We start from the raw sequence: 14,466 nt of genomic DNA on the forward strand, positions 1-14,466 counted from the left end.
CTGTCGCGCGGTGCGCTGCTGCACCGCCAGTTGCGATGCGTTAATGTTTCGTTTAAGAATTGGGAAGGACCGCAGGGCACGGGGGCGTGCGGACACTCAAGAATCCTTCTGGAGAGAGAAAGGATGAAGCGTCTGATTGGCCCCCGTCGGTCATGCCTGGCCGTGCAGTTGTCGTTGTGTCTGATTCCCACACTGGCCTGGGCGCAACAGCCCGAGGCCGCACCGAACACGCGCACGCTCGACAGCGTGCAGGTCACCGGCACGCGCATCAAGACCGCGGAATTGCAGGGCCAGGTACCGATCCAGACGCTCAATCGTGCCGATATCGAACGCACCGGCCTGACCTCCATCGGCGAAGTGCTGCAGGAGCTCACCGCGTCCGGTTCGGCGCTCAATGCCAAGTTCAATTCGTCCGGCAACTTCGGCTTTCCGCCCGATGGCAGTGGCGTGGGTGCAGGCTCGGCGCAGGTGGATCTGCGCCATCTCGGTTCCAAGCGTGTGCTGGTGCTGGTGGATGGCATTCGTTGGGTCAATGAATCCTCCGCCTCCGGCGTGGGTTCGTCGACCGATCTCAACACCATTCCGCTGGCGATCGTCGAGCGCATCGAAGTGCTCGAAGACGGCGCCTCGTCGCTGTACGGCTCGGATGCGATTGCCGGTGTGGTCAACATCATCACCCGTCGCACCTTCGACGGTGCGCAGGTCACGCTCAACTACGGGCAGTACGGCAAGGGCGATGGCGCCAACCAGGGCATGGATCTGGCCTGGGGTAAAAGCGGAGAGGATTTCAGCCTGTTTTTGGGCGCCAGCTACGTCAAACAGGATCCGATCTATGCGCGCGATCGTGCGCAGGCCCGCTTCCCGATTCCTGGCACCGGGCTGACCTTCGCCAGCTCGGCAACGCCGGATGGCCGCTTCCAGTTCGTCGATCCCAACACCGGCGTGCGCCAGAACCTCACGCCCAATGCCGGCGTGGGCACACCGCAATACGATGGCGGCGGCGGTTGCACGCGCAGCGATGACTATCACTGCTTCGGCACCGCAGACCGCTACAACTTTGCCGAGCAGAACCTGTTGCTGACGCCGTCCGAGCGCAAGGGCGTGTTTGCACAGTTCCGCTATTACTTCAACGACGACGTGCAGTGGTACGTCAAGGCATTGGGCAACCGGCGCGAATCGACCAACCAGGCCGCACCGGAGCCCATCTTCCTCGGGCCCGATGCCGGTACCGGCAACCCGCTGGCCGACAACATCGTGATCTCCGCGCGCAACCCGTTCAACCCGTTCGGATTCGATCTGGATTCGGCCACCAATCTGATCCAGATCGGTCGCAGGCCGGTGGAAGGCGGGCCGCGGCGTTACGAGCAACAGGTCGATACCCAATATTTCGGCACCGGCCTGGTCGGCACGTTCGAAGGCGCAGGGCGGACCTGGTTCTGGGACGTCAACGGCATGTACAGCAAGAACAAGGCCGAGCAGACCAACTCCGGCAGCTACAACCTCTACAACATCAACCTGGCGCTGGGCGACCCGGCTGCCTGCGCGGCCGTGGCCGGCTGCGTGCCGCTGGATATCTTCAGCGGTGCCGGCAGCATCACGCCGGAGATGTTGCGCTGGATCCAACCGGTGGTGCGCGACCGCAGCCAGAACGAATTGAGCCTGTTCACCGCCAACCTCAGCAGCGAGTTGTTCCAGTTGCCAGGCGGTGCGGTGTCGTTCGCCAGCGGTTACGAATACCGCAAGTACGAAGGCTCTTATCAGCCCGATCCGCTCACCGTGGCCGGGCGTTACAACGGCGTGCCCTCGTTGCCCACGGCAGGCAGCTACGACGTCAATGAAGCCTATCTCGAACTCAATATTCCGATCTTCGCCAACTCGGCATTGGGCGACAAACTGGATCTGAATATCGCCGGGCGCTATTCGGACTATTCGACGTTCGGTGGCGAGTTCACGCCCAAGTACGGCCTGCGTTGGCAGGTCACCGATGAGTTCGTGTTGCGCACCAGTTATGCCGAAGGCTTCCGGGCGCCCACCATCGGCGAGCTGTTCGGTTCGGCGGCGCGTGCGGACCTGCAGTTGTCGGACCCGTGCTCGATCGGTCTGGGCGGCACCGCGCCGCGCGGCAGTGCGGCCAACTGCGCAGCGCTCGGTGTGCCTGCCGGTTATCAGCAGGCCAATCAGCAGATCTCGGTCACCACCGGCGGTAACGCGCAACTTGATCCGGAGCGTTCGCGCAGTTTCAGTGCGGGCTTCGTCTTCAGCCCGGGATTTGCGAGCGATGCCAGCTGGTCCGACCGCCTCGACCTGGAGGTGACCTTCTATCGCCATCATGTGGATGGCGCGATCCAGGCGATCAATGCGCAGACGCAGCTGGATCTGTGCGTGGATACGCTGGATGCGTTGTACTGCGATGGCATAGGGCGGGCATCCACCGGCGGCATCAACGCCTTCAATAACCGCTTGACCAACCTGGGCTCGATCAAGACCGACGGCTGGGACGTGGATCTATTCTGGACCTTGCCGCAAACCGCATTCGGGCGCTTCAAACTATCGTGGCAGAACACCTTGGTAGGCCGCTACGAGGCGCTGGGTGCGGCGGGTCAGCGACAGCCGCAAGGCCCGGGCATCGAGGTGGTGGACAGCGCAATTCCGGAGTGGACCAGCAACGCGGTATTGGATTGGTCGCTGGGCAACTGGACGGCTTCGTGGACTGCGCGGCACATTTCCAAGCTCACCGAGCAGTGCGGTGACGCGGTGGAGTTTGCGGTGTGTTCGGATCCGTCGGTGGGAACAAACCGCTTGGATGCGATCACCTATCACGACGCGCAAGTGGGCTATCGCATAGATTGGCTCAAGGGCCTGCAACTCACGGCCGGCCTGAACAACGTATTCGACAAGGATCCGCCGATCTGCCTGTCGTGCTCCCTCAATGGTTACGACGCATCCACCTACGATATTCCCGGCGGACGCTTCTGGTATGCGCGTGTGGATTTGAAGTTTTAGTCCAACGGTGCCTGGCTGGTGCGATGTGTTGGCAAAACGGCACTGGCGCTGCGGCTTTCCTGCAGGGACCTTGCCCGCCCACCATCGCAGGACACGCCGCAAGTACGTCCTTGTAGGCTCCTTGGCGGCATCCATGCCGCCAAGGGTTCCGCGACGGTGGGCGGGCAAGGACCAGTCGAGCTGGTCGGTGCGCATGTCTGCAATCGAGACATGACGGACATGCTGATGTAACGGCTGGTCCCGCAAGCGGCGAGGGCACTACGCCCTCGATACGCTAGCAGCTGATCAACCGCTTCAGATCTTCGCGCGCTGCTCGCGCAGGCCGGTGAGCTGCGTGGTCCAGTCGTTCAAGCGCGCACGCTCTTGTTCGACCACGGCGGCCGGTGCGTTCTGCACGAAGGTGGCGCTGCCGAGTTTGCCGTTGCACTTGGCGATCTCGCCTTCCACGCGCTTGATTTCCTTGTCCAGGCGAGTGCGTTCGGCATCCATGTCGACCAGGCCTTCCAATGGCACCAGCAGCGTGAGTTCGCCGACGATGGCGGCGGCCGACGGCGGTGTGTCCTGGCCAGCGTCCAGCCAGTCGATGCGTTCGAGTTTGAGCAGGAACGACAGCTGCGAGGCGAAGCGGGCAACGCGCGGGCGGTCGTCGGCAGTGCCGGCCTGCAGCAGCAGGCGCACCTGCTTGGACGGTGGCACGTTCAATTCGCTGCGCACGCGACGCAGCGCCGACACCATCGACTTGAGCCATTCGACATCGGCTTCAGCGGTGGCATAGCTGCTGGTGTCGACATCGCCGGGCTGCGGGAAGCTCTGCAACGAGATCGTCGCAGTGGTGATGCCCAGACGCGGCGCGACCTGCTGCCACAACTCTTCGGTGACGAACGGGGTGAGCGGGTGCAACAGACGCAGCAACGACTCCAGCACATACAGCAGCGTGTGGCGCGTGCTGGCGGCCGCGTCGGCGTCCTGGTTGTTGAGCGCCGGCTTGGCCAGCTCCACGAACCAGTCGCAGAACGCGTTCCAGGCGAATTCGTACAACGACTGCGCGAGCAGGTCGAAGCGATAGTTGGCGTAATGCGCGTGGGTTTCTGCGGTGGCCTTGTCCAGGCGCGCCAAAATCCACTTTTCCGCTTCGGTGCGCGGCTGCGGCACGCCGGTAAAGCGTGCGCCTTCGGTGTTCATCAACACGAAGCGCGTGGCGTTCCACAGCTTGTTGCAGAAGTTCTTGTAGCCCTCGGCGCGGCCCAGATCGAACTTGATGTCGCGGCCATGCGTGGCCAGCGCGGCGATGGTGAAGCGCAGCGCATCGGCACCGTGGGCGATGATGCCGTCCGGAAATTCCTTGCGCGTGGCTTTTTCGATCTTCTCGGCCATGCGCGGCTGCATCAGGCCATGGGTACGCTTGGCGACCAGATCCTCGATGCTGATGCCGTCGATGATGTCCAGCGGATCGAGCACGTTGCCCTTGGACTTGGACATCTTCTGGCCCTGCGCATCGCGAATCAGGCCGGTGATGTAGACATCGCGGAACGGCACCTGGCCGGTGAAGCTGTCGGTGGCCATGATCATGCGCGCCACCCAGAAGAAGATGATGTCGAAGCCGGTGACCAGCACCGACGACGGCAGATAACGCGCGAAGCCGCGCTCGGCCATCGCCTGCGCATCCGGCCAGCCCAGCGTGGAGAACGGCCACAGTTGCGAGGAGAACCAGGTTTCCAGCACGTCGCTGTCCTGGTGCAGCGCAATCTCCGCACCCAGGCCATGTTTGGCGCGCACCTGCGCTTCGTCATGGCCCACGTAGCACTTGCCGGCCTCGTCGAACCACGCCGGAATGCGATGGCCCCACCACAGCTGGCGGCTGATGCACCAATCCTGGATGTTCTCCATCCAGTGGCGATAGGTGTTGATCCAGTTCGGCGGCACGAACTTGATCTGGCCGCTTTCGACCAGCTCCAGTCCGCGCTTTGCCAGCGCATCCATCTTCACGAACCACTGGTCGGTGAGGTAGGGCTCGATCACCTGGCCGGTGCGATCGCCGCGCGGCACCTGCAGCTTGTGTGGCTTGGTTTCGACCAATACGCCCAGGTCTTCCAGTTCCGACAGCACCAGCTTGCGTGCGTCATAACGATCCAGGCCGCGATAGCGCTCCGGCGCATTCTCGTTGATGGTGGCGGTGACGGTGAACAGATTGATCAGCGGCAGGCCATGTCGCACGCCCACCTGGTAATCGTTGAAGTCATGCGCCGGCGTGACCTTGACCACGCCGGTGCCGAACGCGCGGTCGACATAATCGTCGGTGATCACCCGCACCTGGCGGCCGGTCAGCGGCAGCACGATGCGGGCGTCATGCAGCGTGAGATAACGCGCATCTTCCGGGTGCACCATCACCGCGGTATCGCCCAGCAGGGTTTCCGGGCGCGTGGTGGCCACCACCAGATAATCGCGGGTTTCGCGCAGCGTCTCGTTGCCGTCGGCATCGTGCTCGACGTGTTCGTAGCTGACGCCATCGGCCAGCGGGTAACGGATCGACCACAGGAAGCCGTCTTCTTCGACGTTTTCCACTTCCAGATCGGAGATTGCGGTCTTCAGTACCGGGTCCCAGTTGACCAGGCGTTGGCCGCGATAGATCAGGCCTTGCTCGTACCAGCGCACGAACGCTTCGTTGACTGCGGCCGATGGCTGCGGGTCCATGGTGAAGGTGCTGCGCGACCAATCGCTGGAGGTGCCCAGCCGGCGCATCTGGCGCTCGATGGTGTCGCCGGATTCGGCCTTCCACTCCCACACCTTGGCGATGAAGCCCTCGCGGCCGAGCGAATCGCGCGTTTGTCCCTTGCCTTCCAATGCCAGATTGCGCGACACCACCATTTCAGTGGCGATCCCGGCATGGTCGGTGCCCACCTGCCACAAGGTGTCGTAACCGCGCATGCGGTGATAGCGCACCAACGCATCCATCAGCGTCTGCTGAAACGCATGGCCCATGTGCAGCGTGCCGGTGACATTGGGCGGCGGCAGCAACACGGTGTACGGCTCACCCTTGCCGGACGGCACGAAATAACCGGCTGCCTCCCACTGCGCGTACAGGCGCGATTCGAAGGAAGAGGGGTCGTAGCTGGAGGCGAGGGTGGTCATAGGGGCGCCGGGATTCGTTGTTCGGGATTCGGGATTGGTTGCGTCATGGGGCCGGCGAGAGTCACCGGCAATCCACTCGTCAATGTCGGTGTTGGTGCTGCGGAGCGAAGATCGGCTGTCTGAGGTTGGATGCAGTCGTTGGAGACGCAAGATCTGCTTTACGAATCCCCAATCCCAACTCCCCAATCCCCGCCGCACTCACATGTCGTACTTGGTCAGTTCCAGGCCCAGGGCCTTGTACTGTTTCCAGCGTTCGCGCAGCGGTTCGCGGGCGGCGGGGTCGGCCGGCACCACTTCGAGCACGCGGTCGCAGGCGCCCAGGTAGGGGTCGTCGCGCAGGTTGATCACCAGCGGGCGCGAGGGGGCGGCGAACTCCGGGGCGGCAATCAGCACCGGGGCCAGTTCGTCTTCCTCATCGGTGCCGGCGATCTGGTGCGGCACGTAGGCCTCGTCGTCGAACGCCCACAGCAGGTCGTCCAGCGCCTCGGCCTGCTGCGTATCGCGGGCCAGGATCAAGGTGGGCAGGTTGGCGTCGTTGGCCTTGCGCGCCAGCTCGCAGACCAGCCGCAGCGGTTCGTTGAGGAAGCGCGGCTTGGCGATCAGGTAGAAGTCGGCACGGGGCATCAGGCGGTCACAAAGCGGGAGGAGAGCAACAATTCGGTGGTCATGCCGGCGGCCACGAACAGGGCCGCACAGCCGAGCACGGCCAACAGCAGGCCGCCGAATGCGCGCAGGCGGCCCCCGGGCGGGCGCGAACGGTACAGGTACACCGGCAGGAACAGCACGGCCAAGGCCACGATGCCGATATTCATCCAGGCCGGCCGGCGGTAGCCAAGCCGGCGGCTGTCGGCCGCCAGCCACACAAACAACAGCAACAGCTGCACGACGATCCAGAGCAGATCGATGCCGGGGCTGGTCCAGCCCGGCACCGCGCTGGCGGCTCCGTTCACGACGGAGAAGCCAGCGATGAGCGCCAGTGCAGCGCGCGGCGACATCAGGCGGCGCGATCCAGCAACCACTGGGTCAGCAGACCGACCGGGCGACCGGTGGCCATGCCGCGCTTGCCTTCGTCGCTGGCCACGCCGGCGATGTCCAGGTGCGCCCAGCGCTGGTTCTCGGTGAATCGCGACAGGAAGCAGCCGGCGGTGATGGCGCCGCCCCAGCGGCCGCCGATGTTGTAGACGTCGGCGAAGGTGGAATCCAGCAGGCCCTGGTATTCGTCCCACAGCGGCAGGCGCCAGGCGCGGTCGAACACGTGCTCGCCGGCGGCCAGCAGTTCGTTGGCCAGGTCGTCGTGCTTGCTCATCAGTCCGGCGGTCTGGTGACCCAGCGCCACCATGCAGGCGCCGGTCAGCGTGGCCACGTCCACCAGCGCCTCGGGATTGAAGCGCTCGGCGTAGGTCAGTGCATCGCACAGGATCAGGCGGCCTTCGGCATCGGTATTGCCGACTTCGATGGTCTTGCCGGACATACTGGTGATCACGTCCGACGGGCGGTACGCGTTGCCGTCGATGGCGTTCTCCACCGCCGGCACCACCACCACCAGGTTGATCGGCAGCTCGGCCTTGACCGTGGCCACGAAGGTGCCGATGACGTTGGCGCCGCCGCACATGTCGTACTTCATTTCCTCGATGCCGCCCTGCGTCTTGAGGTTGACGCCGCCGGTGTCGAAGGTGATGCCCTTGCCGACCAACACGTAGGGACGCGCGTCGCCGCCGCCGTTCCACTTCAGCACGATCAGGCGCGGGCGGTTGGCCGAGCCGCGTGCCACCGACAGCAGCGAGCCCATGCCCAGCGCTTCCATCTGCGCCTCGTCCAGGATCTCGGCTTCGGCACCCGGGAACTTGCCGGCAAATGCGGCGGCGGTCTCGGCCAGGTAGGCCGGGGTGCAGTAGTTCGGCGGCAGGTTGCCCAGCTCGCGGGCGAATTCCACGCCTTCGGCGGTAGCCACGCCCACGGCGAGCGCGCGGGCGTCGTTGCCGGCAATCGCCAGGGTGGTCAGGCCCGTCTCGTCCACCTTCTTCTTGCCCAGTGTGGCGGTGTAGCGGTAGGCGGCATGGTCGCTGACGGTCACCGCCTGGCGGATGTTCCAGGCCGCATCGCGGGCCTTGACGCTGAGTTCGGTCAGGGTGAGCAGGGCGGTGCTGACCGCGCCGGTCTTCAGCGCGCGGGTCGCATCGCCGACGGCCTTGAGGTAGGGCGCCACGCCGAACTTGCCGGCTTCGCCCAGGCCGACCACCAGCACGCGCGGCGCGGTGACGCCGGGCAGGTCGTGCAGCAGCGTGGTGCTGCCGGTCTTGCTGGCCACGTCGCCGCGCGCGACCAAGGCCGTCAAGCGACCCTGACTGGCGCTGTCCAGCGCCTGGGCAGCGGGCGAAAGGGTCTTGTCGGCGAACACGCCAACCACGATGCAGTCGACGGCAGCGCTTGCCGGCGCGTCTTGGTTCAGGGTGAATTGCAGGGCCATTGATCAGATTCCGTAGGCAAATCCGTACAATCGCGGGCTGTTTACGCCAACCGGACTAGGCTGGCGGCGCCGCGAACGAATCCGAGAGTTTAAAACAAGCCCACCCCATGCCGAAGCTCGATCGATACCTGCTTAGCGATTTCACCCAGAGCTTCCTGGCCACCTTGATCGTGCTGCTGGTCGTCAGCGTCGGCGGCGTGCTGGTGGATATCCTCGGCAATATCGCCGACGGCCGCATCCCGGCGCGCTTGCTGCTGTCGCAGGTAGGGCTGCAATTCGTGGCGTATCTGCCCATCATCCTGCCGCTGGCCTTGATGCTGGGCCTGCTGCTGGCACTGGCGCGGCTGTACCGCGATTCAGAAATGGCCGTCATTACCGCCATTGGCGTGGGCCCCAGGCGCATGCTGCGGCCGATGCTGATGCTGGTGGTGCCGGTGGTGGTGGTCATCGGGTTGTGCTCGCTGTGGCTGGGCCCCTGGGCGAGCCGTACCGCCGAGGCGATGCTGGAAGATGCCAACCGCAGCGTGCTGATGGCCGGCCTGGAGTCGGGCCAGTTCACGCCGTTGTCCGGCGGCGGGGTGGTCTACCTGCAAACGATCTCTGCCGACGGCAAGGGCCTGGGCAAGGTCTTCATGCAGCGCCAGCAGAACGACCGCATCGATGTGGTCACCGCCGACCGCGGCGCGATGTTCTTCGAAGGCAAGACCGACCGTTACCTGCGCCTGGACGATGGCTACCGCACCGAGGGCCCGGCGAGCGGCGCGACCCTGGACTACCGCTTGATGAAGTTCGCCAGCAGCGATATCGCCCTGCCAGACCGCACCCGCGTGCACGATGCCAACGACCCTGAAGTGATGTGGACCACCCAGCTGCTGTCCGACGAGCGCCCTGCCGCGCGCGCCCAGCTGCATGAGCGCCTGGCGCCGCCGTTGCTGGCGCTGGCGTTTGCCTTGCTCACCTTGCCGTTGTCGCGCAGTGCGCCGCGGCAACAGCGTTATGGCCGGATCATGCTGGCGTTTCTGGCCTACATGGTGGGCACCAATCTGATGATCGTCGGCACCCAGTGGATCGCCAATGGCAAGACTCCGGCGGCGCTGGGCCTGTGGTGGTTGACGCTGCCGCTGCTGGCCGTGGCGGTGTGGGCGTATGCGCGCGATGGCCGCGTGCGTCGGCCGGGGGCGCGCGCATGAAGCTGACGCCGCGGGTCCACGATTGGTATGTCGGTCGCGTGGTGCTGTTCACCGTGCTGCTGACCTGGGCGGTGCTGCTGGGGCTGGATCTGGTCAACGCCTTCGCCAGCGAAGCCAAGAACATCGGGCAGGGCAGCTACACCTTCGGGCACGCGGTGGCTTACGTGGCCTACACCGTGCCGCGCCGGGCCTATACCTTGTTCCCGACTGCCGCGGTGATTGGCGCGCTGATGGGCCTGGGCCAGTTGGCCGCCACCTCCGAGCTGACGGCGCTGCGCGCGCTGGGCGTGTCGCGCAAGCGCATGTCCGCATCGGTCGTCGCAGCGATGGCGCTGCTGACCGCCAGCATGGTGATCAGTGGCGAAACCATCGGGCCGTGGGCACAGAACCAGGCCGACACGCTCAAGGCCAGTGCCCGCTTCAACAGCGATATGGCGTCTTCGCGCTACGCCGGGCTGTGGGCACGCGAGGGCGACACCTTCCTCAATGCATTGAGCGGTGAAGAGAAGCTGCTCGATGGCGGTGGCACCGCACTCGATCTACACGATGTGCGGCTCTACCACCTTGATTCCAGTGGCAGGATGCAGCAGTTGACCTACGCCTCGGTGGCCGAACACCGCGACGGCCGCTGGACCCTGCGTCAGGTCCGTCGCGACACCTTCCAGGAACGCTCGGTGCAGCGCGAAACCTTTCCCGAATTGCCGTGGCAGTCGCAACTGAATCCTGCCGCGCTGGCCGCTGGCCTGGCCAAGCCGCGCAATCTTTCTGCGCACGATCTGGAGCAGAGCATCGAATACCGTCGCCGCAATGGATTGGACGCGCGCGATTACGAAGATCAGTACTGGAGCCGGTGGTTCTATCCGCTCAACGTGCTGGCGCTGTGCATGGCGGCAATCCCGTTCTCGTTCGGCTCGCTGCGCAGCGGTGGCCTGGGCAAGCGCCTGTTCCTGGGCATCCTGTTCGCGCTGGGTTTCTGGCTGCTGCAGCTGTTCTTCGGCCGCATGGCCGGCGCCCTCAAGCTGGATTACCGCATTGCCTATGCGCTGCCGCCCATGGTGATGCTGGGTGTGTCGGCGTGGTTGTTCCGCAGGCGTAGTAGCTGAGCGCATGCGGCGGGTAAGCGTGTTGGGTGTGGCGCTCTGCCTGCTGTATCTGGCGGCGGCTGCTTTTTGCGTGTGGGGAGCGCTCAGCGCTCAGGGCGATCCCAAGGGCCACTTCGTTCTGCTGCAACTGCCGTTGACGCCTCAGCTGATCGCACTGGATGCTCTCCACGCGGATGCCTGGTTGACCAACATGCCTTGGGCGACAAGTTATGCGTTGTTGGTTCCGCCATTTCTGGCAGTGCTGTATGCAGTTGGGCATGCGTTTCAGTGGCTGATTGCGCGCGTCTTCTTGGGCGCCAAATAAGCCGCAGCCTGGCTTTGTCACTGCCGCCGGCCCCGTCCCACTCCAGGTAGAAGTCGCATGCATGGAACATGCCGGAGCCTGGATATGCGGGTGATGGACTGCCGACCTGATTACTTCAATGGCCTGGCAATCCGTTCCAGCCGTGTGTGACTCGCACGGTCGTGCCAGGTCAGCCGGTCGCGATCCAGCCACGCCCACCAGAACCCCAGCCCGCCCAGCGCCAGCGACAAGGTGCCGACGGCATAGCGGATCCACAGCGCACGCCATGACACCTGTGGGTCGATCAAGCGCAGCCGCCAGGGGCGCATGCCCAGCGTCTGCCCGCCGCGCCGCCAACTCACGGTGGCGTAGATACCTGCGGCGATCCAGCAGCACAGCCACAACAGCCATTGCCAGCCGCTGAAAGGCGCGATGTTTTCGCGCGCGGGGTGCCCGGCGAGCGTAAAGCCCAGCGTGAACACGGTGGAGATCAGCATCGACAGCGCCAGCACCGGCCAGGCGTCGTAGCACAACGCCAGCAGCCGCCAGCCCACCAGGGCAGGGGGGCGCGCAACGCGAGGCGAAGGGATCGAGGTCATGGCGCGAGCATAACGGTCGCCAAGCACGGCGCAACGCCGCGCTGCAGTAGCCGCGCTCTGGTGCCTGCACGCGCTGACGCACGCCACGCATCGAACGGCGATCAATCGCATCCTGGCGCGACGGCTGGTGCGCAGACGCGGCGTGTTCAATCGGGCGTATGCCCATGCCGGGACCTACCGGCCATGGCGGCGCTGGCGTCGCGATCCGGGTCGCCTTTGCGCCTGCGGCCGACGCGTGCTGATCAGGCAGAACAATGACGCGCACATCTACCGCCCCGCGCGCGCAGGCAACACACCTACCGGCAACCCACGCGCATTGGCGCTCAAAACGCGCGCCGCGTTTTATGCTGTGGCGATGTCTGCCAGCAGCCCCGCCGAACGCCGCCAACTTGCCCGCCAGCTGCCACCGGTGCAGGCGGCCGATGCCAGCGTGATCGAACGGTTTCTCGACCGGTTCTGGGCCGAGCAAGGCGTGGCGCGGCAGACCCTGGAGAGTTATCGGCGCGACCTGGAAGGGCTGGCGCGTTGGCGCGACGGCGCACATGGCGGCTTGCTCGGCATCGACCGTGCCGCCCTGTTCGACTATCTGCGCTGGCGTACCCAGGCCAATTATTCCCCGCGCAGCACGGCGCGGCTGTTGTCGACCTTGCGTGCGTTCTACGGGCTGTGCCTGCGCGATGGCGTGCGCAGCGACGACCCCACCGCCCTGATCGATCCGCCGCAACTGCCACGCTCGCTGCCCAAGGCCTTGACCGAAAGTCAGATCGAGGCATTGCTGGCCGCGCCGGACGTTGACACCCCGGCAGGCCTGCGCGATCGCGCCATGCTGGAGTTGATGTACGCCGCGGGCCTGCGTGTGAGCGAGCTGGTCAACCTGCCGGCAGTGGGGGTGAACCTGCGCCAGGGCGTGCTGCGGGTGACCGGCAAGGGCAGCAAGGACCGGCTGGTGCCGCTGGGCGAGGAGTCCCAGCATTGGCTGGAGCGTTACCTGCGCGAGGCGCGCCCGCTGCTGGCCGCGAACAAGCCGGTGGCGGCGGTGGACGGGCAGGTGCCATTGTTCATCGACGCCGCGCGCCGGCCGCTCAGCCGACAGCAGTTCTGGGCGTTGGTCAAACGCTATGCGGCGGTCGCGGGTATCGACCCGGACACGGTCAGCCCGCACGGGCTGCGCCACAGCTTTGCCACCCATCTGCTCAACCATGGCGCCGACCTGCGCGCGTTGCAGATGCTGCTGGGCCACAGCTCGTTGTCGACCACCCAGATCTACACGCTGGTGGCGCGCCAGCATCTGCAGAAACTGCACGCCAGCCATCATCCGCGCGGTTAGTCGGCCCAGCGCCCTGCCATGCGCATGCGTGCCGGCGACGCACCTGTCGCGGTTGCGGCAGAACTGCCAACAGGTCATCGCCGCGCTGGCGGCCGCACCAACATCGCCAGCCGACGTTGCTGGGTGGCTCGCCAGACACGCTCGGCGGCTCCGGCGGCGTTGCCGGTCAGGCTGGCATCGGCTGGCGTGACCTCCTGGTTGTCATACCTCGAGCTGACGCTCAGCGCCGGACGTCACGCGGCGGTGCACTCCAGGAAACAATCAGAGCGGGGGACGACGCTTACGGGCACCTTCAAGGCGCCTTGCGACGGCGAAAGTGCCCAGCCCGCCGCCAGACCCGGCAGGCCACGCTCCGTATTGCGTCTGTCCAGCAGGTGCAGCAACGGGGTGCCTGTAGCGTTCACAATCTGTCGCGGCCGCGGCCAGGCTTCATCTGCGCTGTGCGAGAATCTGGGCACCTCATTCCATCTGGATGCGTGAATGTATCGTCTTGCCATCGCCGCGCTGCTGGGCGCGATCAGCCTTACCGCCTGCGCACAATCCTCGCAGCCTGCGGCAAGCACTGCCGGCGCCAAGCCCGCCGCCGCGCCCGCCGCCACCGGCACGGTGGACCAGCGCGTGAGCACGGCGCTCAAGGCACTGGACCCGGATTTCAAGCCCGATTACATCGGTGCTGCGCCGTTCCCCGGCTTCCGCGAAGTGGTCGTCGGTGGGCAGGTGCTATACGTCAGCGACGACGGCCGTTACCTGATCCAGGCGCAGCCATTCGACATCCAGAACAAGCAGTTCGCCGCCAGCCCGGGCTTGCTGGCCTACCGCCGCAAGCAGCTTGACACCGTGCCCAAGGCCGACCGCATCGTGTTCGCCCCGGCCAACCCGAAGTACACCGTCACCGTCTTCACCGATGTGGAATGCGGTTACTGCCGCAAGTTGCATAGCGAGATCGGCGAGTTCAACAAGCAGGGCATCGCGGTGGAATACCTCGCGTTCCCGCGCATGGGCCTGGGCAGCCAGGACCATAAGGAAATGATTGCGGTGTGGTGCGCTGCCGATCGCAAGCAGGCGCTCACTGCTGCCAAGTCGGGTCAGCCGGTCGCCTCCAAGGACTGCAAGAACCCGGTGTCGATGGAATACAACCTTGGCCAGCGCCTGGGCGTCAATGGAACGCCGGCGATCTTCGCGCCCGACGGCACCCAGCTCGGTGGCTACCTGCCGCCGGCGCAGTTGCGTGAGGCGCTGGAAAAGCGTGCCGTGAGCACGGCAGGCGGCAGCCGCTGAGGCCGTCTCGGCTCTGATCATCGTGGCGTCGCCGATGGCGACGTTGCGGTGGTCGCTTGCGCAATGACAAGGGCCCAGGTGCGACCG

At 65.4% G+C, this 14,466-nt stretch carries 11 protein-coding genes and 1 pseudogene; 7 read left to right on the top strand and 5 right to left on the bottom strand.

Annotated elements, in window-relative coordinates; all coding sequences use genetic code 11:
• The first annotated feature begins 123 nt into the window (after positions 1-123).
• Positions 124-3,003 carry a TonB-dependent receptor gene (locus AC1POX_RS04655; protein WP_338334288.1) on the top strand — a complete coding sequence of 960 codons (2,880 nt, stop codon included), beginning with the start codon at positions 124-126 and terminating at the stop codon, positions 3,001-3,003.
• 294 nt (positions 3,004-3,297) lie between these two features.
• Here AC1POX_RS04655 and AC1POX_RS04660 read toward each other — a convergent pair whose 3' ends face one another.
• The 4 genes from AC1POX_RS04660 to AC1POX_RS04675 form a co-directional block, all read right to left on the bottom strand.
• Positions 3,298-6,132, bottom strand: a complete 2,835-nt coding sequence (locus tag AC1POX_RS04660; RefSeq protein ID WP_372356795.1) for a valine--tRNA ligase — start codon at positions 6,130-6,132, stop codon at positions 3,298-3,300.
• A 198-nt stretch (positions 6,133-6,330) separates the two neighbouring features.
• Complete coding sequence (locus tag AC1POX_RS04665; RefSeq protein WP_008571796.1) at positions 6,331-6,756, bottom strand: DNA polymerase III subunit chi; 426 nt, start codon at positions 6,754-6,756, stop codon at positions 6,331-6,333.
• Positions 6,756-7,127 carry a hypothetical protein gene (locus AC1POX_RS04670; RefSeq protein ID WP_372356796.1) on the bottom strand — a complete coding sequence of 124 codons (372 nt, stop codon included), beginning with the start codon at positions 7,125-7,127 and terminating at the stop codon, positions 6,756-6,758. Before AC1POX_RS04670 ends, AC1POX_RS04665 begins: the two co-directional genes overlap by 1 nt.
• Positions 7,127-8,599: a leucyl aminopeptidase gene (locus AC1POX_RS04675; protein ID WP_011348593.1), complete on the bottom strand. Its 1,473-nt coding sequence runs from the start codon at positions 8,597-8,599 to the stop codon at positions 7,127-7,129. Before AC1POX_RS04675 ends, AC1POX_RS04670 begins: the two co-directional genes overlap by 1 nt.
• Positions 8,600-8,706: 107 nt before the next feature.
• Here AC1POX_RS04675 and lptF point away from each other — a divergent pair, with 107 nt between their 5' ends.
• From lptF to AC1POX_RS04690, 3 genes are read left to right on the top strand one after another with little or no spacing between them, the layout of a single operon-like run.
• Entirely contained in the window at positions 8,707-9,789 is a 1,083-nt protein-coding gene (gene lptF, locus AC1POX_RS04680; protein ID WP_008571793.1) for an LPS export ABC transporter permease LptF, read from the top strand.
• Complete coding sequence (lptG, locus tag AC1POX_RS04685; RefSeq protein WP_014091063.1) at positions 9,786-10,892, top strand: LPS export ABC transporter permease LptG; 1,107 nt, start codon at positions 9,786-9,788, stop codon at positions 10,890-10,892. Before lptF ends, lptG begins: the two co-directional genes overlap by 4 nt.
• Before the next feature lie 4 nt (positions 10,893-10,896).
• Positions 10,897-11,196: a hypothetical protein gene (locus tag AC1POX_RS04690; RefSeq protein ID WP_014091062.1), complete on the top strand. Its 300-nt coding sequence runs from the start codon at positions 10,897-10,899 to the stop codon at positions 11,194-11,196.
• Positions 11,197-11,306: 110 nt separating this feature from the next.
• Here the strand turns inward: AC1POX_RS04690 and AC1POX_RS04695 are convergent, their stop codons facing one another.
• Positions 11,307-11,774, bottom strand: a complete 468-nt coding sequence (locus AC1POX_RS04695) for an RDD family protein (protein WP_057680831.1) — start codon at positions 11,772-11,774, stop codon at positions 11,307-11,309.
• A gap of 355 nt (positions 11,775-12,129) precedes the next feature.
• On the opposite strand from AC1POX_RS04695, the gene xerD reads away from it, so the two are divergent.
• The 3 genes and pseudogenes from xerD to AC1POX_RS04710 all read left to right on the top strand — a co-directional run bounded on the left by xerD (position 12,130) and on the right by AC1POX_RS04710 (position 14,379).
• Complete coding sequence (gene xerD / locus AC1POX_RS04700; protein ID WP_041470163.1) at positions 12,130-13,101, top strand: site-specific tyrosine recombinase XerD; 972 nt, start codon at positions 12,130-12,132, stop codon at positions 13,099-13,101.
• A gap of 18 nt (positions 13,102-13,119) precedes the next feature.
• A pseudogene (locus AC1POX_RS04705) lies at positions 13,120-13,355 on the top strand (hypothetical protein); the annotation flags it as partial.
• 226 nt (positions 13,356-13,581) lie between these two features.
• Entirely contained in the window at positions 13,582-14,379 is a 798-nt protein-coding gene (locus tag AC1POX_RS04710; protein WP_372356797.1) for a DsbC family protein, read from the top strand.
• The last annotated feature ends 87 nt before the right edge of the window (positions 14,380-14,466 follow it).

This window comes from Xanthomonas sp. NCPPB 3442, assembly GCF_056725145.1.